The organism is Faunimonas pinastri, assembly GCF_900110915.1.
GTDB lineage: Bacteria > Pseudomonadota > Alphaproteobacteria > Rhizobiales > Afifellaceae > Faunimonas > Faunimonas pinastri.
The window spans coordinates 1-18908 of record NZ_FOFG01000006.1 but is presented as its reverse complement, the minus strand read 5'-3'; the positions used below and the strand labels follow the sequence as shown (position 1 = coordinate 18908).

At 64.7% G+C, this 18908-nt stretch carries 16 protein-coding genes and 1 tRNA gene; 9 read left to right on the top strand and 8 right to left on the bottom strand.

Going from position 1 to position 18908, the window contains the following annotated elements:
* The first annotated feature begins 127 nt into the window (after positions 1–127).
* From BMY25_RS09400 to BMY25_RS09375, 6 genes are read left to right on the top strand one after another with little or no spacing between them, the layout of a single operon-like run.
* Positions 128–2014 (top strand): extracellular solute-binding protein, encoded by a 1887-nt coding sequence (locus BMY25_RS09400; protein WP_092496394.1) that lies wholly within the window; start codon positions 128–130, stop codon positions 2012–2014.
* Positions 2011–3924, top strand: coding sequence for an extracellular solute-binding protein (locus BMY25_RS09395; RefSeq protein ID WP_092496393.1), 1914 nt, complete (start codon positions 2011–2013; stop codon positions 3922–3924). Before BMY25_RS09400 ends, BMY25_RS09395 begins: the two co-directional genes overlap by 4 nt.
* A gap of 9 nt (positions 3925–3933) precedes the next feature.
* The gene (locus tag BMY25_RS09390) at positions 3934–5031 is read left to right on the top strand and encodes a microcin C ABC transporter permease YejB (protein WP_092496392.1); all 1098 of its coding nucleotides are present in this window, start codon (positions 3934–3936) and stop codon (positions 5029–5031) included.
* 3 nt (positions 5032–5034) lie between these two features.
* Positions 5035–6255: an ABC transporter permease gene (locus BMY25_RS09385; protein WP_092496391.1), complete on the top strand. Its 1221-nt coding sequence runs from the start codon at positions 5035–5037 to the stop codon at positions 6253–6255.
* A gap of 8 nt (positions 6256–6263) precedes the next feature.
* Positions 6264–7892: an ABC transporter ATP-binding protein gene (locus tag BMY25_RS09380; RefSeq protein WP_238858249.1), complete on the top strand. Its 1629-nt coding sequence runs from the start codon at positions 6264–6266 to the stop codon at positions 7890–7892.
* Between the two features lie 23 nt (positions 7893–7915).
* Positions 7916–8848 carry a 2-hydroxyacid dehydrogenase gene (locus BMY25_RS09375; protein WP_092496553.1) on the top strand — a complete coding sequence of 311 codons (933 nt, stop codon included), beginning with the start codon at positions 7916–7918 and terminating at the stop codon, positions 8846–8848.
* A gap of 345 nt (positions 8849–9193) precedes the next feature.
* Here the strand turns inward: BMY25_RS09375 and argB are convergent, their stop codons facing one another.
* From argB to rpmH, 5 genes are read right to left on the bottom strand one after another with little or no spacing between them, the layout of a single operon-like run.
* Positions 9194–10114, bottom strand: coding sequence for an acetylglutamate kinase (gene argB / locus BMY25_RS09370; protein WP_092496389.1), 921 nt, complete (start codon positions 10112–10114; stop codon positions 9194–9196).
* Positions 10115–10152: 38 nt separating this feature from the next.
* Positions 10153–10818 (bottom strand): ribosome biogenesis GTP-binding protein YihA/YsxC, encoded by a 666-nt coding sequence (yihA, locus tag BMY25_RS09365; RefSeq protein WP_092496388.1) that lies wholly within the window; start codon positions 10816–10818, stop codon positions 10153–10155.
* Between the two features lies 1 nt (position 10819).
* Complete coding sequence (yidC, locus tag BMY25_RS09360; protein WP_092496387.1) at positions 10820–12673, bottom strand: membrane protein insertase YidC; 1854 nt, start codon at positions 12671–12673, stop codon at positions 10820–10822.
* Positions 12670–13038: a ribonuclease P protein component gene (gene rnpA / locus BMY25_RS09355; RefSeq protein WP_092496386.1), complete on the bottom strand. Its 369-nt coding sequence runs from the start codon at positions 13036–13038 to the stop codon at positions 12670–12672. Before rnpA ends, yidC begins: the two co-directional genes overlap by 4 nt.
* Positions 13039–13055: 17 nt before the next feature.
* The gene (rpmH, locus tag BMY25_RS09350) at positions 13056–13190 is read right to left on the bottom strand and encodes a 50S ribosomal protein L34 (protein WP_092496385.1); all 135 of its coding nucleotides are present in this window, start codon (positions 13188–13190) and stop codon (positions 13056–13058) included.
* A gap of 321 nt (positions 13191–13511) precedes the next feature.
* On the opposite strand from rpmH, the gene BMY25_RS09345 reads away from it, so the two are divergent.
* The 3 genes from BMY25_RS09345 to BMY25_RS09335 all read left to right on the top strand — a co-directional run bounded on the left by BMY25_RS09345 (position 13512) and on the right by BMY25_RS09335 (position 16641).
* Positions 13512–14927: a dihydrolipoyl dehydrogenase family protein gene (locus BMY25_RS09345; RefSeq protein WP_092496384.1), complete on the top strand. Its 1416-nt coding sequence runs from the start codon at positions 13512–13514 to the stop codon at positions 14925–14927.
* Between the two features lie 203 nt (positions 14928–15130).
* Complete coding sequence (locus BMY25_RS09340; protein ID WP_092496383.1) at positions 15131–16498, top strand: sensor histidine kinase; 1368 nt, start codon at positions 15131–15133, stop codon at positions 16496–16498.
* Between the two features lie 66 nt (positions 16499–16564).
* Positions 16565–16641 (top strand) — tRNA-Arg (locus BMY25_RS09335).
* 115 nt (positions 16642–16756) lie between these two features.
* Here the strand turns inward: BMY25_RS09335 and BMY25_RS09330 are convergent.
* From BMY25_RS09330 to BMY25_RS09320, 3 genes are read right to left on the bottom strand one after another with little or no spacing between them, the layout of a single operon-like run.
* Positions 16757–17611, bottom strand: coding sequence for a hypothetical protein (locus tag BMY25_RS09330; protein ID WP_092496382.1), 855 nt, complete (start codon positions 17609–17611; stop codon positions 16757–16759).
* Positions 17612–17653: 42 nt separating this feature from the next.
* Positions 17654–18256 carry a DUF927 domain-containing protein gene (locus BMY25_RS09325; RefSeq protein ID WP_092496381.1) on the bottom strand — a complete coding sequence of 201 codons (603 nt, stop codon included), beginning with the start codon at positions 18254–18256 and terminating at the stop codon, positions 17654–17656.
* Positions 18257–18270: 14 nt separating this feature from the next.
* Positions 18271–18450 (bottom strand): hypothetical protein, encoded by a 180-nt coding sequence (locus tag BMY25_RS09320; RefSeq protein WP_092496380.1) that lies wholly within the window; start codon positions 18448–18450, stop codon positions 18271–18273.
* Positions 18451–18908: the final 458 nt, after the last annotated feature.

The following is an 18908-nucleotide window of genomic DNA, read 5'->3' as shown; positions in this document are numbered from 1 at the left end:
GGCCTTTCCGTTTGGGCCTTTTTGCTTCTGGCCGGGCTCTCCGCTACGGTTCTGTTCGATCGGTCCCGGTGATTGCGTCGGACCCGGGTCGTAAAATGGCCACGAAATCCCTGAAGGTCCGTTCTTGATGCAAAGCCTGATCCGTTTCGCCTGCGCCGCCTTCCTCACCCTTGCCGCCACGCCACTGGCCCTGGCGCAGGGGGCTCCTGACAGCGGCGCCGCGCCGGCAGCGCAGGGGGAGTGGCGTCACGCGACATCGCTGATCGGCGAGCCCAAGTACAAGCCGGACTTCAAGCGTTTCTCCTACGTGAACCCGGACGCGCCGAAGGGCGGCACGGTCCGGCTTGCCTCCTCCGCGCCTTTCGACACGCTGAACCCCATCCTGCCCAAGGGGGCGACGGCGCCCGGCCTCGGCTATGTCTACGAGCCGCTGATGGCATCGGCGATGGACGAGGTTTCCACCGAATACGGGCTGATCGCCGAAGCGCTCCGCTATCCCGACGATTTCTCCTCCGTCACCTTCCGGCTGAACCCGGCGGCGAAGTGGCAGGACGGCCAGCCGGTGACGCCGGAGGATGTGGTCTGGTCCTTCAACGAGGCGGTGAAGCTCGATCCCAGCCAGCGGCTTTATTATCACCACGTGACGAAGGCGGAGAAGACGGGCGACCATGAGGTCACCTTCACCTTCGACGAGAAGGGCAACCGCGAACTTCCCAACATCATGGCGCAGCTTCTGGTGCTGCCGCAGCATTGGTGGGAGGGGACCGATTCCAGCGGCAAGAAGCGTGACATCGCCAACGGCACGCTGGAGCCGGTGATGGGCTCCGGTCCCTACCGGGTCGCTTCGGTCGATGCCGGCAAGACGATCGTCTACCAGCGGGTGGCGGATTACTGGGGCGCGAACCTGCCGGTGCGCATCGGCACGAACAATTTCGACCAGATCCGCTACGACACCTATCTCGACGACAACGTGGAGTTCGAGGGCTTCAAGGGCGATCTCTACGACTGGCGCGATGAGAACATGGCCAAGCGTTGGGCCACCGCATACGGTTTTCCTGCCGTGCAGAAGAAGGCGGTGCTCAAGGAGCTCTTCCCGAATGCGCTGCGCAGCCAGGGCGTCATGGTAGGCTTCGTGCCGAACCTGCGTCGCCCGATCTTCGCCGACCGGCGCGTGCGGCAGGCCATCAACTATGCCTTCGACTTCGAGACGCTGAACCGCACGCTGTTCTACGGCCAGTACGAGCGCGTCAACAGCTTCTTCTACGGCACGCCGCTGGCCTCGTCGGGCATTCCGCAGGGACAGGAGCTGGATGTGCTCAGCCCGTTCCGCAACGAGCTGTCGCGCGAGATCTACACCAATCCCTACCAGAACCCCGTCGGCGGCGATCCGGAGAAGGAGCGCGGCAACCTCCGCAAGGCGTTGGAACTGTTGCAGGGAGCTGGCTACAAGCTCAACGGCCAGAAGCTGGTGGACGGCAAGACGGGCCAACAGCTCTCCTTCGAACTGCTGCTGAACGGGCCGACCATCGAGCCCGTGGCGCTGTCGCTGCAGGCGGAACTGCGCAAGATCGGCGTCGACATGCGCGTGCGCTCGGTCGATACGTCGCAATATATCAACCGGATCCGCTCGCGCGACTTCGACATGATCTATTCCGGCTGGCCGAAGTCCCTGTCGCCGGGCAACGAGCAGCGTGATTTCTGGGGCTCGTCCTCGGCCGACCAGCCTTCCTCGCGCAACTTCGCCGGGATCAAGGATCCGGTCGTGGACAAGCTGATCGAGGACCTCGTGCAAGCGAAGGACCGCGATACTCTGATCGCCACGACGCATGCGCTCGACCGGGTGCTGCTCTGGAACCAGTACGTCATCCCCAGCTACTCCCTCCGCCAGCAGCGGATCGCGCGCTGGGATCGTTTCGGCCATCCCGAAATCCTGCCGCAATACGATGTCGGCTTCCCCTCCATCTGGTGGTGGGATCAGGCCAAGGCCGACGTCGTGCAAAAGGCTAAGCAGTGACAGGCCTTTCCCGTCGCAATGTTCTGACGCTCGTCGGCTCGGGCGCTGCGGCGGGGCTCGTGCCGTGGCGATCCTTCGCCCAGCAGGCGGCTGCTCCGTCCCTCCCCGCCCAGTCGTCCGGCGGAGTTGCCGCCGCCAGCGGCCGCCGCCACGGGCTTTCGATCTTCGGCGATCTCCGCTACGGGCCTGACTTCACGCACTTCGACTATGTGGAGCCCGCGGCCCCGAAAGGCGGCCGCATGGTCATGCAGCCGCCGAGCTGGGGCTGGAACCAGAACACCCAGACCTTCAACACGCTGAATTCCTTCGTTCTGCAGGGCGATGCGCCGCCGCGCATGGAGCTCACCTTCGATACGTTGATGGTGTCCGCCGCCGACGAGCCGGATTCGCTTTATGGCCTGCTCGCCGAGGCGGTCGAGCTTTCGGCCGATGGAAACGAACTCCGCTTCTTCCTGCGGCAGGAGCCAAAATTCTCCGACGGATCGCGGGTGACGGCGGCCGACGTCGCCTGGTCTCTGACGACGTTGAAGGAGAAGGGCCACCCCGTGACCGCATTGCCGATGCGGCAGATGGCGAGCGCGGAAGCGGCGGGCGAACGCGAGGTGCTGGTGCGCTTCACCGGCCACCAGTCGCGCGAGCTCAAGCTCCTGATCGCGCAGTTGCCGATCTTCTCGGAAGCGTGGTGGGCAGGCCGCGATTTCGGCGCATCCACCATGGAGCCGATCCTGGGCTCCGGTCCCTACAAGGTCGGGGCAATGTCGCCGGGCAGCTTCATCGAGTATGCGCGCGTGCCGGATTACTGGGCGGCCGACCTTCCCGTGCGGCGTGGGCAGAACAATTTCGACGTTCTCCGCATCGAGTTCTACCGCGAGCGGGAAGCCGAATTTCAGGCCTTCGCCAAGGGCCTCGTGACTTTCCGCGAGGAGTTTACCGCCAAGACCTGGGCGACCGGCTACACCTTTCCGGCGGTGACGAGCGGGCAGGTGCGGAAGAAGTCATTCCCGGGCGAGAAAGGTCCAGACTACCAGGCCTGGTACATCAACACCCGTCGGGCGAAATTCGCCGATCCGCGCACGCGGCAGGCGCTCGGCATGGTGTTCGACTTCGAATGGACCAACGCCAATCTCTTCTTCAACAGCTACAGCCGGACGACCTCTTATTTCGAGAGCTCCGACTATGCCGCGACCGGCGTGCCGTCGGCGGAAGAACTGGCGCTGCTGGAGCCTTTCCGCGAGAAGCTGCCCGCCGTCGTGTTCGGCGAGCCGCCGATCCCGCCGGTTTCCGACGGCTCGGGTCGTGATCGCAACCTTCTGCGCGCCGCCTCGACGCTGCTTGCCGAGGCCGGCTGGAAGCGCAGCGGCAGCGGGCTCGTCAATGCGAAGGGCGAGGCGCTTTCGGTCGAGTTCGTGATCGACTCCGTCGTCTTCCAGCCGGTGCTGGGCAAGTACGTGGATTCGCTGCGCGCGATCGGCGTGGCGGCGAATGTCGTGCTGCTCGATGCCGCCCAGTATCAGCGACGGCAGAATGCCTTCGACTTCGACGTGATCGCCGCGCGCTTCACCATCGGCGCAACGCCGCTGGAAGGACTGCGCAACTTCCTGAGTTCGGATGCCGCCGATGCGCCCGGCTCGCAGAACTATGCCGGCATCAAGGATGCGGTCGTCGACGCGATGATCGCCAAGGCGATGGCCGCGACGGACCGCGCCAGCCACCGCGCGGCGCTCTCCGCTCTCGACCGGGTGCTCCGGGCCGGCTTCTACACGGTGCCACAATGGCACCGCGATCAGCATCTGGTCGCGTACTGGGATCTGTTCGGCGCGCCTTCCACCAAGCCGGATTACGGCTTTCCCTTCGAAACCACCTGGTGGTTCGACCCTGACAAGGCTGCCCGAATCGGCAAGTCTGGCTGACGGAGACCCATGGCAGCCTATATTCTTCGTCGTATCCTGCTGATGATCCCGACCATCCTCGGGATCTTGGCCGTGACATTCATCGTGATTCAGTTCGCCCCCGGCGGCCCGGTGGAGCAGGTGATCGCCAAGCTCCAGGGCAGCGACGTCTCGGCGACCGCCCGTCTCGGCGGTTCCGGCGGCGACTTTGCCGGCGCGGGATTGGACCAGGGCGGCGGCGGCTCCAGCTATCGCGGCGCCCAAGGGCTTGATCCCGCCTTTATCAAGTCGCTGGAGAAGCAGTTCGGCTTCGACAAGCCGCCGCTGACGCGTTTCGGCATCATGCTCTGGAACTACGCCCGCTTCGATTTCGGCCAGAGCTATTTCCGCTCCACGTCGGTGATCGACCTCATCAAGCAGAAGATGCCGGTCTCCATCTCGCTCGGCCTCTGGATGACGATCCTCTCATACCTGATCTCCATCCCGCTCGGCATCCGCAAGGCGATCAAGGACGGCTCGCGCTTCGACGTGTGGACGTCGGCCGTCATCGTCGTGGCCTATGCCGTGCCGGGCTTTCTCTTCGCGATCCTGCTGATCGTGCTCTTTGCCGGCGGCAGCTTTCTCGACTGGTTCCCGCTGCGCGGGCTGATCTCGGAAAACTGGCGGGACCTCTCCTGGCCGGCGCTGATCGTCGACTATTTCTGGCACCTCTGCCTGCCGCTGCTCGCAATGTCGCTCTCCGCTTTCGCGACGACGACGCTGCTCACCAAGAATTCCTTCCTGGACGAGATCCGCAAGCAATATGTGGTGACCGCGCGCGCCAAGGGGCTGAGCGAGAGCCGCATCCTGTATCGCCACGTCTTCCGTAACGCGACGCTGCTGATCGTTTCCGGGTTTCCTGCCGCCTTCGTCTCGGCCTTCTTCACCGGATCGCTGCTGATCGAGCAGATCTTCTCCCTCGATGGCATCGGTCTTCTCAGCTACGAGAGCGTGTTGAACCGCGATTATCCCGTGGTCTTCGCGACCGCCTACATCTTCGCTCTGATGGGCCTCGTCGTGCAGCTGATCTCCGACCTGACCTATACCTGGATCGATCCCCGCATCGATTTCGAGACGCGGGAGGTCTGAGCGATGGACACCCGCAACGATCCGGAAGCCGTTCCCGTGACGAGCACGCCGCAAGCGCCGCTCCCCAATGCGCCGGAGACGATCACGCCGCTGCCCGGGCAGGCTGTTCCGCCGCCGCGCCGCGAGCGCTTTTCCTTGTCGCCGATCAATCGCCGCCGCTGGAACACCTTCAAGGCGAACCGCCGCGGCTTCTGGGCGCTCTGGATCTTCCTGCTGATCTTTATCCCGACGCTGTTCGCCGAGTTCATCGCCAACGACAAGCCGCTCGTGATCTCCTACAAGGGCGAGATGCTCTTCCCGGTGTTCCACAACTATCCGGAAGAGAAGTTCGGTGGCTTCCTCGCGGTGACCGACTATCGCGATCCCTATATCCAGGACGAGATCGACAAGAACGGCTGGATCGTCTGGGCGCCGATCCGCTATTCCTACCGCACCGTCAACGACGAGATCCCGAGCCCGGCGCCCTCCAAGCCGTCGTGGCTGATGGACAAGGACATGCGCTGCAACCGCTATGTCGGGAAGGCGGCCGACCGCAACTGTACGATCGGCAACTGGAACTGGCTGGGAACGGACGACCAGGCGCGCGACGTGCTGGCGCGTCTGATCTACGGCTTCCGCATCTCCGTGCTCTTCGGTCTCATCCTGACGATCCTGTCTTCGGTCGTCGGCGTGGCGGCGGGCGCGATCCAGGGCTTCTTCGGCGGTCGGGTGGATCTCTATTTCCAGCGCTTCATCGAGATCTGGAGCGCCGTGCCGACGCTGTATCTCCTGCTGATCATCTCCTCGGTGATCACGCCGGGCTTCTGGATCCTGCTCGGCATCCTCCTGATGTTCTCCTGGACGGCGCTGGTCGGCGTGGTCCGGGCGGAATTCCTGCGGGCCCGCAACTTCGAATACGTCAAGGCGGCGCGCGCGCTCGGGGTCGGCAATCTGACGCTGATGACGCGCCATCTCCTGCCGAACGCCATGGTCGCGACGCTCACGTTCCTGCCCTTCGTCCTGAACGGTTCGATCACGACGCTGACCTCCCTCGATTACCTCGGCTTCGGCCTGCCCCCGGGCTCGCCGTCGCTGGGCGAGTTGCTGGCGCAGGGAAAGTCCAACCTGCAGGCCCCCTGGCTCGGCATCACCGGCTTCATCGTCATTTCGCTGATGCTGTCGCTGCTGATCTTTGTCGGCGAAGCCGTGCGCGACGCCTTTGACCCCCGAAAGACCTTTGCGTGACCGGATCCGTGCCGAAACCCATTCTCAGCGTCCGCGATCTCCGGGTGGACTTCCGGCAGGAGGGCCGCGTCTCGCATGCGGTGAAGGGCGTCTCCTTCGATATCGGCGAGCGGGAAACGCTGGCGCTGGTGGGCGAGTCCGGCTCGGGCAAGTCGGTCACCGCCCAGTCGATCCTGAAGCTCCTGCCTTACCCGCCGGCCTCGCATCCCGGCGGCTCCATCCTGTTTGGGGAACGGGAGCTCCTCACCGCTTCTGAAAAGACGCTGCGTCAGGTGCGCGGCAACCACATTTCCATGGTGTTCCAGGAGCCGATGAGTTCCCTGAACCCGCTCCATACGGTGGAGCGGCAGGTCGGCGAGATGCTCGCCACGCACAAGGGGCTACGCGGGCCGCAGCTCCGCGCCCATGTGCTGGACCTCATGATCAAGGTCGGCATTCGCGATCCCGAGACACGGCTCCGCGCCTATCCGCATCAATTGTCGGGCGGGCAGCGGCAGCGCGTCATGATCGCCATGGCGCTCGCCAACGAGCCGGAGCTGCTGATCGCCGACGAGCCGACGACGGCTCTCGACGTGACGGTGCAGGCGCAGATCCTCGAACTCATGGCCGATCTCAAGCGCGAGCGCGGCATGGCCATGCTGTTCATCACCCACGATCTCGGCATCGTCCGCCGCATCGCGGACCGCGTCTGCGTGATGACCAACGGCGAGATTGTGGAGACCGGCCCGACCGAGCAGATCTTCCGCGATCCGCAGCATCCCTATACGCGGCATTTGCTGGCAGCGGAGCCGAAGGGGCGCCCACCGGCGACGAACCGGGACGCGCCGGTCGTGTTGGAAGGCGACGGGATCAAGGTCTGGTTTCCGATCCGAAAGGGGCTGTTCCGCAAGACCGTCGACCACATCAAGGCGGTGGACGGCATCGACGTCACCGTGCGCGCTGGGCAGACACTTGGCGTAGTCGGCGAATCCGGTTCCGGCAAGACGACGCTCGGGCTGGCGCTGCTCCGCCTGATCTCCTCGGAGGGCCGCATCGTCTTTCTCGGCCGCGACATCCAGGGCGCGAGCTTTGAGGAAACCCGGCCGATCCGCGGCGACATGCAGATCGTCTTCCAGGATCCTTATGGCTCGCTCAGCCCGCGCATGGTGATCCGCGACATCATCGCCGAAGGGCTACGCGTTCACGAAAGCACCCTCAGCGCGGCCGAACGCGACGAGCGGGTGGTGGCGGCCATGCGGGAAGTGGGGCTCGATCCGGAAACCCGCTTCCGCTATCCGCACGAATTTTCCGGCGGCCAACGCCAGCGCGTCGCGATCGCCCGCGCCATGGTGCTCGCGCCCAAATTCGTGATGCTGGACGAGCCGACCTCGGCGCTCGACATGAGCGTACAGGCGCAGGTCGTGGATCTCCTGCGCGACCTCCAGAAGCGGCACAATCTCAGCTATCTCTTCATCAGCCACGACCTGAAGGTGGTCCGCGCGCTCGCCAACGACGTGATCGTCATGCGCAACGGCAAGGTCGTGGAAGCCGGCCCGGCGGAAGAAATCTTCGATCGCCCCAAGGATGATTACACGCGCGCCCTGATGGCGGCAGCCTTCTCGCTGAAGGCGGAAAAGACGGCATTGGTGGCGGAGTGAGCGTGCTGGTCAGCTGCGAGGGCATGGACCCGGCGGAGTGGGGCAGGGAACTCGCAGCGCTTTGCCCGGACATGGAGTTCCTCGCGGCAAGGCCCGACGGCTCCGACCTGCCCGATGCCGAAACGCTTACCCGCGTGCGCTATCTCGTGGCGTGGAAGCCGTCGCAGAAGGTCGTGTCGAGCCTGCCCGCGCTGGAGGCGATCTTCTACATGGGCGCGGGCGTCGACCATCTTCTCCGGCTGGACGTGCCCGACGTTCCCGTCGTCCGCAGCGTCGACGAGGACCTGACGCGGCAGATGACCGAATATGTCGTCTGGCAGGTGCTGCACCATCACCGACAAGCCGAAGCCTACCGTGCGGCGCAGGCTGGACGCCGTTGGGAGCCACTGGACCCGATCTCCGCGCCGGATGTCGGGATCGGCATCCTGGGGCTCGGCGTGCTCGGGACCGACGCTTCAGAGGTGCTGAAGCGGCTGGGGTTCCACGTCATGGGCTGGAGCCGCACGCCGAAGGTCATGCCCGGCCTCCAGACCTTCAGCGGCGAGGCGGGGCTCGCTGCCATGCTGCCGATGACGGACATCCTGGTCAGCATCCTGCCGCTGACGGAGGAAACATGCGGGCTCCTGAATCGCGATCTCTTCGCGACGCTGCGCAAGGACGGGCCGCTCGGCGGTCCCGTGCTGATCAATGCCGGGCGCGGCGGTTCGCAGGTCGATGCGGATATTGCCGCCGCGCTCCGCGATGGCACGCTGAAGGGCGCGAGCCTCGACGTGTTCGAGACGGAGCCGCTGCCGGCGGAAAGTCCGCTCTGGGACTGCCCCAATCTGGTGATCACGCCACACGTCGCGGCGAGCTCCGACGCGAAGGCGCTCAGCCGCACCATCGCCGGCCAGATCAACGCACACCGGAACGGCGAACCGCTCCGCAATATCGTGGATGTCAGCCGGGGGTACTAAGTCTCGGTCAAGCTTCGGACGGAAGGAGTCCGGATGGTACCGACACCTACGAGGCGCCGGGCTTCCTGGATCCGCCACTCCCGACCCGGATAGATCTCGTCGCAAAGGCCGGGCCGGATCAAAAACGTGACCACAGTCGAGGCGTTCTCCCGGATGCAATTCAGTGCCGGCTGAAAGCTCGATGGTGCCGACAGACATGGCGCCATCGTCGTGGCCGAGGAAGTTCTCGTTCGGGCGATAAATCCCGCTGACCGGCTCCGTCCGACCGCCCTCCGCAGGTGGAGGAAGCGGCACCTCGGCCCGAACGCGGATGGTGTCGCCATCCGGGTCTGCCGCCGGGGGAAGCTAGCGGCCGCGCTGGCGGCGGGCGGCGTTGGGCTTGATCAGCGTGCCCGCGCCGTGCTCGGTGAAGATCTCCAGCAGCACGGCGTGCTCGGTCTTGCCGTTCAGGATCACCACGCCGTCCACGCCGCGGCCGAGCGCCTCGATGCAGGTTTCCACCTTCGGGATCATGCCGCCGGAAATCGTGCCATCCGCGATCAGGTCGCGCGCCTCGTTGACGGTGAGTTCCTGGATGAGGTTGCCGTCGCGATCGAGGACGCCGGGCACGTCGGTCAGGAAGATCAGGCGGACGGCCTGCAACGCGCCTGCGATGGCGCCGGCAAAAGTATCGGCATTGATGTTGTAGGTCTCGCCGTCGCGGCCGGGCGCGATCGGGGCGATGACAGGGATCATCTCGGAGCGGGCGAGGAGATCGAGCAGCGTGCGGTCGACTTCCGCCGGCTCGCCGACGAAGCCGAGATCCGGGACATCGGCATCGGCCGGGGCTTCGCTGCCGAGCTTGCGGGCAAAGACCATGTTGCCGTCCTTGCCGCAAAGACCGATCGCCCATTCGCCCTCGGCGTTGATCATGGCGACGATTTCTTTGTTGATGGAGCCCGCCAGCACCATCTCGACGACTTCGACCGTCCGCTTGTCGGTGACGCGGAGGCCGTTCTTGAACTCGCTCTTGATGCCGAGCTTTTCCAGCATCGCCCCGATCTGGGGGCCGCCCCCATGCACGACGATCGGGTTCACGCCCGACTGTTTGAGAAGTGCGATGTCCTGCGCGAAGGCCTGGCCCAGCGCCGGGTTGCCCATGGCGTGGCCGCCGTATTTCACGACGACGGTCTTGTTCTCGTAGCGCTGCATGAAGGGCAGCACCTGGGCCAGCAGACGCGCCTGCTCGCGGCCAATCGTATCGAGGGATTCGGTCTTGTCGGTCATGGGCCCGTCCGCTGAAGTTCGAGCCTCTTAACCGGTTCTCAATCGCTCGTAAACGCGCTGATCTCGGTGCGAAGCTCTTCCATGCCCCAGCCCTTCTCGGCCGAGGTGGCGATGATCGTGGGATGCGAGGCGGGGCGCTTGCGGATGCGGTCCGCCGTGTCGGCCTTCACCGCCTCGAGCTCGGCCGGCTTGATCTTGTCGGCCTTGGTCAGGACGATCTGATAGGGCACCGCCGTCTTGTCGAACTCGTTCATGATCGTCTCGTCGCTCGGCTTGATGCCGTGACGCGCATCGACCAGCACGAAGACGCGGCGGAGATTGGCGCGGCCGCGCAGATAATCGTGGATCAGCCGCGACCATTGCGCGACTTCGGTCTTCGGCGCCTTGGCGTAGCCGTAGCCGGGCATGTCGACCAGCAGGAGGCCGGCTTCCGCTTCCGGCAGGAAGAAGTTGAGCTCCCGCGTGCGCCCCGGCGTGTTGGACGTGCGGGCGAGGCCGGACTGGCCGGTCAACGCATTGATCAGGCTGGACTTGCCGACATTGGAGCGGCCGGCAAAGGCCAGCTCCGTCCGGTCCAGCGGCGGCAGGTCGCCGAGCGATCGCGCGCCGATCAGGAAGTCCCAGGGGCGGGCGAACAGGAGCCGGACGCTTTCGGCGCGGTCCGCGGTCTCGGCCGAACCCTCGGAGGCGGGGATCTCGCTCATGCTATTCCGCCGGGTTGTTCTGGCGACGCGAGAACAGGCCCTGCACGAACGTCACCAGTTCGTTCTTCACACCGTTGCGGCGCATGATGATGCTCTGCTGCAGGACGGAAAGCAGGTTGTTCCACGAGTAGTAGATCACCAGCCCGATCGGGAAGTTCGCCATCATGAAGGTGAAGACGACCGGCATCCAGTTGAACATCATCGCCTGGGTCTTGTCAGGCGGCGTCGGGTTCATCCGCATCTGGGCGAACATGGTGCAGCCCAGGATGATGGCCCAGATGCCGAGATGCTGGCCGAAGGGCGGCGAGAAGGGGACGAGGCCGAACAGGTTGAAGATGCTGGTCGGATCGGGCGCGGACAGATCCTGCACGAGCCCGAAGAAATGCGCATGCCGCATCTCGATGGTGATCGACAGCACCTTGTAGAGCGAGAAGAAGACCGGGATCTGGATCACCATCGGCCAGCAACCGGCCACCGGATTGATCTTTTCCTGCTTGTATAGCTGCATCATGGCCTGTTGCAGGCCCATGCGGTCGTCCTTGAAGCGCTCCTGCAGCTCCTTCACCTGCGGCTGCACCTTCTTCATCTTGCTCATCGACGAATAGGAGCGGTTGGCGAGCGGGAAGAAGATGAGCTTCACGATGACGGTCACGGCGAGGATCGCCAGGCCGAAATTGCCGAAGAGATGATTCAGGTGGTCGATCAGCCAGTACATCGGCTGGGTGATAAAATAGAGCCAGCCCCAGTCGATGTTCTTGCCGAAGTTCGTGATCTTCAGCGCGTCTTCGTAATGGTTGAGGGTGCCGACTTCCTTCGCGCCGGCGAAAAGGAGGGTCTCTTGGGTCACCGAGGCGCCCGGCGCGACGGGAACGGCGCTGCCGAGATAATCGGCCTGATGGCTCGGCTTGCCGTCCTGCTCGCCCTGCACGAAGCGGCTCTTGAAGGTGAGGCCGCCACGCGGAATGAGGTCCGCCGCCCAGTACTTGTCGGTGATGCCGAGCCAGCCGTCGTTGGTTTCGGCCGGCGTGACGGTCTTTTCCTTGTCGAGCTTGCTGTAGGCGATCTCCTGCATCCCGGCGTGGCCGAAATAGCCGATCATGCCCTCATGCAGGACATAGGAGCCGGTCTTCGCCGGGACGCCGACGCGGTTGACCAGGCCGTAGGGATAGAGCGTGACCGCCGCGGCGGTGTTGTTCTGCACGCTCTGGTGCACGGTGATCATGTACTTGTCGTCGACGGAATAGGTCCGCTTGAAGACGAGGCCGCCGCCATTGTCCCAGGTGAGGTCGACGTCATGGCCGGGCTTCAGCGGCTCCTTGTCCGTCGTCTGCCACACCGTGGTGCCGTTCGGCGTCGCGGGGCCGCCCTTCTCGGGCACCCAGCCGAACTCGGCATAATAGGGATTGTCCGTGCCGGCCGGGGCGAAGAGTTCGATCAGCGGGCTCTGGCGGTCTGTGGTGAGATGATAATCCTTGAGCAGGATGTCGTCGACGCGGCCGCCCGTCAGGTTGATGGAGCCGCCCATGGCCGGGCTGTCGATCGCCACGCGCTGGCCGGCGGAGATCTGCTGGTCGCGGTTGAAGGCGGCGGCGTCGGAAGCCGAGGCGGCAGAGCCCGGCACGGCCGGATTGCCGCCAGGAACCGCGCCCGGCTTGTTGTTGGCGACCGGAGACCCCGCATTGCTCCCGCTGGCCGGAACCGACTGACCCTTCTGGATCTCGGCGTTCTGGCTCTGCTGGGCCGCCTGCAGTCGTCGCTGCGCTTCGAGCTTGGGCCCGGCAATGAAATATTGCCACCCGACGAGCACGATCAGCGACAGGATCATCGCGACTGCGACGTTACGATTGTTCTTCATGGAGTGGGGTCTCCGCCTGTCCGGGCGATTCTGGGCCCTGCAGGGGGCATTGCGGTGAGGGCGCCGGCGAGGTCCGCCGTCAGGTCGGCGAAGCCCAGTGTCAGGGCTCCCCGGCGGCCGACAAGCACGTGGTCGTATCCTTCGCGCGCGCAGGCAGGCGCGACAAGGCGCACCGCCTCGCGGAGGCGGCGGCGGATACGGTTGCGCTCCACGGCCTTCTTGGCCGTCCGCTTGGTCACGGTGAAGCCGAAGCGGGGAGGCTGGTCGTCGTCGCGAAAACGGCTTTCCAGCACAAATGCCCGCCGCGAGGCCTTCCGGCCCTTCGCGGCGGCTAGGAATTCACGCCGTTTCTTCAGGCGCTGCATGGTGCGCCTCGCGAAACTTAGGCGGAAAGGACTTTCCGGCCCTTCGCACGGCGACGAGCAAGAACCTTCCGGCCGTTGAAGGTGGCCATACGGGAGCGGAAGCCATGGCGCCGCTTGCGAACCAGACGGCTGGGTTGATAAGTCCGTTTCATCTTTCCTGCCGCCTGGCGGCGGTCCTCACGTTGCAAAGCGACCGTTTCGTCTCCCGACGGTCAGGTCGCTTCGATATCAGGGATAGTGTCGGACCTTCAGCAGAGAGAGAGGTTCCGATCAGCCGTGCGCGATATAGGGTGAAGAGTGCGGCCAAGTCAATGTCGGGACGGTAATCTTCTCCGATCCGGGCCGATGCTCGTCAAAGACGTTCGGCAGGCCTTTGCCGCCCGCAGTCCTTCGCCTGTTCCGATTTTGGTAAAGAGACTGAAGCATAAAGAAGACAGCGAGCCGCTCGGGCTCTGAGGTCATGCGGAGGAAACATGCCGGAACGGATCGACTGCGACGTCTGTGTCGTCGGGGCAGGTCCCGCCGGGCTTGCCGTGGCCGCGGCGGCCGCCACCTCCGGCCTGTCCGTGGTGCTGGTGGACAAGGAGGCAACGGGCGAGGATCGCCTGAACGGCGGCTGCGTCTCCTCCAAGGCGTTTCTCGCCGCGGCCCGGCGCGTGCATGACGTGCGCAACGCGGGTCGATTCGGTGTGGAGGCTCAAGGCGTCAGCGTCGATTTCGCCCGCGTGCGAGAGCATGTCGAGGGAGTGGTCCGCCATGTCGGTCCGTTCGGCTCCCTCGAGCGCTTCGCCGGTCTGGGGGTCCGCATCATCCGGGAAGACGCCCGCTTCAAGGATAGAAAGACATTGCTGGCCGGGGAAACCGAACTGCGGGCCCGGCGCTTCGTGATCGCCACCGGTTCCCGGCCCGCGATTCCCGAGATCGACGGGCTTGGATCCGTCCCCTTCCTGACGGAGGAGACGATTTTCGACTTTGCCGAGACGCCGCGGCATCTCGCTGTTCTGGGCGGCGGTCCGTTCGGTATCGAAATGGCTCAGGCCTTCCGGCGGCTTGGCTCCGAAGTGACGGTGCTGGGCGCCGACAGGGCGCTGAAGGATGACGATCCCGAATTGGCGGCGATCGTCCTGCGTGAACTCCGCCGCGAGGGTGTGACAGTTCGGGAGCAGGTCGAAGTGACCGCGATCTGCCAGTCCGATGGCGGGCTGGAGATCGCGCTTTCCGGCGGCGAACCCGTTTCCTGCAGTCATCTTCTGGTCGCGATGGGCCGCCGCGCGAACATCGCGGATCTGGGTCTTGACGCGGCGCGCATCTCCTTCGGCGATGACGGCATCAAGGTCGACAGGCGGCTTCGAACCACCAACGGTGCCGTCTACGCGGTGGGGAGCGCGGCGGAAGGACCGGATTTTCCGCATTGGGGCGCTTATCAGGCCGAGCAGGTCGTCCGCTCGATACTGTCGCGGGCCGGCGCGCGGGTCGATCCTTCGCTGCTGGTCTCCTCCCTTCACACCGATCCGGAACTTGCCTGGGTCGGCCTTGGGGAAGAGCAGGCGCGCCAACGCTACGGGCGGATCAACATTCTGCGCTGGCCTTTCGCGGAGAACGACCGGGCGCAGGCGGAAGGCACGACGATCGGGCAGGTGAAGGTCGTCACCAGCACCAAGGGGCGCATTCTGGGCGCTGGAATCGTCGGCCGCGGCGCGGGCGACCTGATCGCCCCATGGGCGCTGGCGGTGACGCGACGCATGTCGGTGAGGGATATGATGATGCCGGTGCTGCCCTATCCCACCATGTCGGAGGCGGGAAAGCGCGCGGCCACCTCCTTCTACACACCGCGCGTGCAGAACCCCGCCATGCGGGTCTTCGTGCGGCTGATGGCAGCACTCGGGTGATCTGAACAAACCTTAACGTGCGCCCAGCGCGTTCTCGCTTTACAGTAACCTGATCGTGAGGCAGGACCCGACTTTCGTGAACAGGGAAGTCGGCGAAAGGTTGTGCTTTGCCACTTACGGCACTGAAGCAAAAGCGTCTGCGTTGGGGTCTGTCAGGCAAGTTGTTGTTCCTGACAATTGTATTCTTCACGCTCGCAGAGTTGTTGATCTATATTCCGTCGGTCGCGAATTTCTGGAATACCTGGCTGCAGGAGCGGCTGGATTCAGCGTCACTGGCCAGCCTCGTCGATTCCGCGGCGCCGGGCATGGAAATTCCGCCCGAGCTTGAACGCCGCATGCTCGACATGATCGGCGTGGAAGGCATCGCCAGCTTTGCCGACAACCGCAGCTGGGTCATGGGGCAGGATAATCTGAGCGCCGACGTGGTCGCCGAGTACGATCTGCCGCTGGTCACGCCGCTGAACAGCATGATGGCCGCCGTTTCCACCCTGTTTTCCAGCGGCGACCAGTTGATGATCGTGCGCGGTCAGCCTCCGGCCGGCCATGAGCGCTTCGAGATCATCCTGCGCCGCAGCGAATTGCGCGATGCGATGCTGGTCTATTCCCGCCACATCCTGGTGCTGTCGCTGATCATCTCGGCCGTCACCGGCATCCTGATCTACCTGGCCCTGCAGCAGATCATCGTTCGCCCCATGCAGCGGCTGACGGATCGCATCATCGCCTTTTCCTCCGCGCCGGAAGAGGGCAGGGTGGAGCAGCCGTCGGGGCGGCGCGACGAGATCGGCCTTGCCGAAGAGCGCTTCGTGGAGATGCAGAGCGCGCTTCGCCAGACGCTCTCTGAGAGGCGGCATCTCGCGAGCCTGGGTCTCGCGGTCTCCAAGATCAATCACGACCTGCGCAACATCCTGGCGCCCGCGCAGCTTTTTTCCGACCGGCTGAGCTCCGCGCAGGATCCTGTCGCGCGCCGCTTCGCGCCCAAGGTGGTGCGGGCGATCGACCGGGCGATCGGCTACACCTCCACGGTGATGGCCTACGGTCAGGCGAGGGAAGAGGAGCCGAACCGGCATCTCCTGTCGCTCTCCCGGCTGGCCGAGGACGCCGCCGACGTGATCGGGCTCACCTCGCAAAGCCGCATCACCTGGGACAACAACGTTTCGCCGGATCTTGAGATCGACGCCGATCCCGAACAGTTCTTCCGCGTGCTGATGAACCTCCTGCGCAATGCCGCCGACGCGCTTGAAAGCGGCGATGACCCGGCCGTGATCCGCCGCATCTGGATCGAGGGCGAACGGCAGGCCGGCATCGTCACCTTCCGCATCTGCGACACCGGTCCGGGCGTTCCGCCGCGCGCCAAGGAGCGGCTTTTCGAGCCCTTCCACGGCTCGGTGCGGCCGGGCGGGACGGGACTCGGCCTGCCGATCGCCGCCGAGATCGTCCGCGCCCATGACGGCCGCATCGCCCTGATCGAGCGCCAGGGTGCCGGCGCCGTCTTCGAGGTGACCATACCCGACCGGGCGGTCCGGACGGAGCAGAGGCGAGCTGTGAATAGAAGCGCAAAGGAAGCGTTCTAGCCCTTGCAATCCCCCCAAGCGTCGGCTAGATGACGCTCACCGCGGCGGTAAACGCCACCGGACAGTGCGCCCGTAGCTCAGCTGGATAGAGCACCAGACTACGAATCTGGGGGTCAGGAGTTCGAATCTCTTCGGGCGCACCACTATCTCTTTGTTATTATTGGCTTTTCAGCGTCCCCTTACGGGGGCTGCGCTGACGCATTGGATGCGGGTGACCAAATGGCGACCCAGAGCGGGTCGCCATCCGGCCGGTGATTGTCAGGTGCTCGTGAGAGCGTCCAGCGTCTCCCGTGATACCTTGAGAACGATCGACCTAGGCCGCGTCCCGTCCCGCCAGCCACGCTGAGTTTCCGCCCAGGCGATGTCTCTGCCGCCCGTGGACTTGCCCTTGCAGCGGAGCAGCCCCTCGTCGGCCGCCCAAAGAAGCAGCTGATTGCGAACGGATGGGTTCGGGAGCCAGCTCAGAACCGCCTCGCCTCGAAGAATGTACGGGGTCGACGATTCCGATCGGGTCCGGTATCCCCTTGCGGTGGCGAAGAGGCTCCGGTCAGCATCGTGCTCGATCAGCTCGTCGGTCTCGAGCTGGCCGAAGAATCGAGCGCGAGCCTCTTCGAACGATTCGATCTGGGCTTGGATGATCGAAGCTCCATCTTCGAAGCAGCGCCGGATGCTCGCTTCGATCCGTGCTTCGGACCAGGCCACCAATCCCGCGTCCCGGGCCAGCATGCCGGCGGCATAGATCAGGGCGAAGTTCTTGGCCGCATGCTTTAGCGCGGGTTCCATCTCCTCCCTGACCACCTCCGCCTCGAAGGCCGCCATCAGCGATCGCACCTGCAGCTCGAAGTCTGTCCCTTGCGCCATCAGGTAGCAGATGAATTCCGGGAGAACCGTGCCCCGATACTTCATGCAGCGGCGCCGGATGTTCGCCAGTCGGGTCTCGGCTCGCTTAGCTCCCTGCTCGGCCCCGTACTCTTCTTCCAGCCAGTCGAAGATCGTGACGCAGCCTGGGTGAAGGGCAGGGACATCGAAAAGCCGGGCAATCTCGCCAGCATCCTGTGTCTCACCGCAGACGCTGGCCCACTCGGTGAGAGAGTGCTCCGAGCCGGTGATCATGACGGAACGCCAGTTCCCAGGCACCCTCGAGGTGCTTGGCGCCTAAAAGCCGCTGTGGCGCCGGAGCTCCTTGCCCTCGCTGAAGCGGTAAGCGAAGGACCGCATGTCGCCGTATATCTTTGTCTTGGCCCCCCTGCGGACCGCCAGTTCGTTTATCAAGAGCGGCAGATCATTATGGAGTCGGGCAAGCTCATCAAACCCGGCATCCGTGACGTTCCAGGCGGGCAGGTCCCGCTCTTCGCCGATGCCGAAGGTCGAACCCGCAGCAGTCAGCAGCAGCGATTTCCCGACCTTGGAAGGGCCATAGAAGAGAAGCCCGAAGGGTTGCAGACCCGAGGTCTTGATCAGAGGGGCGGCAAAAGCAGCGGCAATTCCGGTCAGCAGTCGTGAGGAGCCCCCAGCAGGCTTGGCGACCTTCTCCGTCCAGGCTTCCGTCTTACCTTGCCTCTGTAGAGCCGGGCGCTGAAGGTGTTCCTGCCATCTGGGTGGCAGAAGCGTGGTTCCTTCGACACGCGGCGGGATGCACTGATCCTGGAGCACAAAGGCGGTGTCATCGTTCCGCCAGCCGGCATGCCCGCAGAAGATGCGATGCTCCGCTGGTTGCTGACGGATCGCACGGTTGATCTCACCCTCGCTCAGCTCCATAGGGGTGCCCTTGTTCAGAAGCTGCTCTCGAAGCTGCTGCGGCTCTCGTTGGTGGCGCGGAGTACGGTGAGTTCTGCGAGCTCACCTCGAATGGTGACGAACGAAAAGACATCGAACCAGCTTCCGGTCGCCTCGTCGTACACGGTCGCAATCTTCTCGATAGGCGGACGCACCGCCTTCGCTTTCTTGGTCATGGTGGAACCTATGATGGAAGGGAATGGCCCCGCATCTGGCTGGGGCGCGGGGGTGATCACGAATGTTTGAAGAAGAGCGGCTGCACGGCTGCACGGCTTGCACGGCAGTTTCGACACATGGCCGGCCAGCGAGGCCGGCAGACGCCTGGGAAGGGCGCTGCCGACCAAGTGCAGTGTGGCCGCCCATCAAGCTCGAAAGGGGGATCTACAGCCTCGACAGTGGGCCTGGATGCATCTGCGGGGGTGTTTCCCGCTTCTTGCCGTTCCGCTTCCCACCCCCATCAGGAGGTGCGTTCCCGTTCGAACCAACAGGCCTGATCCGGACTAGGCCCATCAGTTCTTTCCGGGGTGTCACCCGCCAGAAACCGCCGCCGCTCGGTCGCCAGTTCCCGCAGACGCTCGCGCAACGCCGTGTCCGGCGGACGACAGGACCGGTACCGCACCGTCTTGCGGTCCGC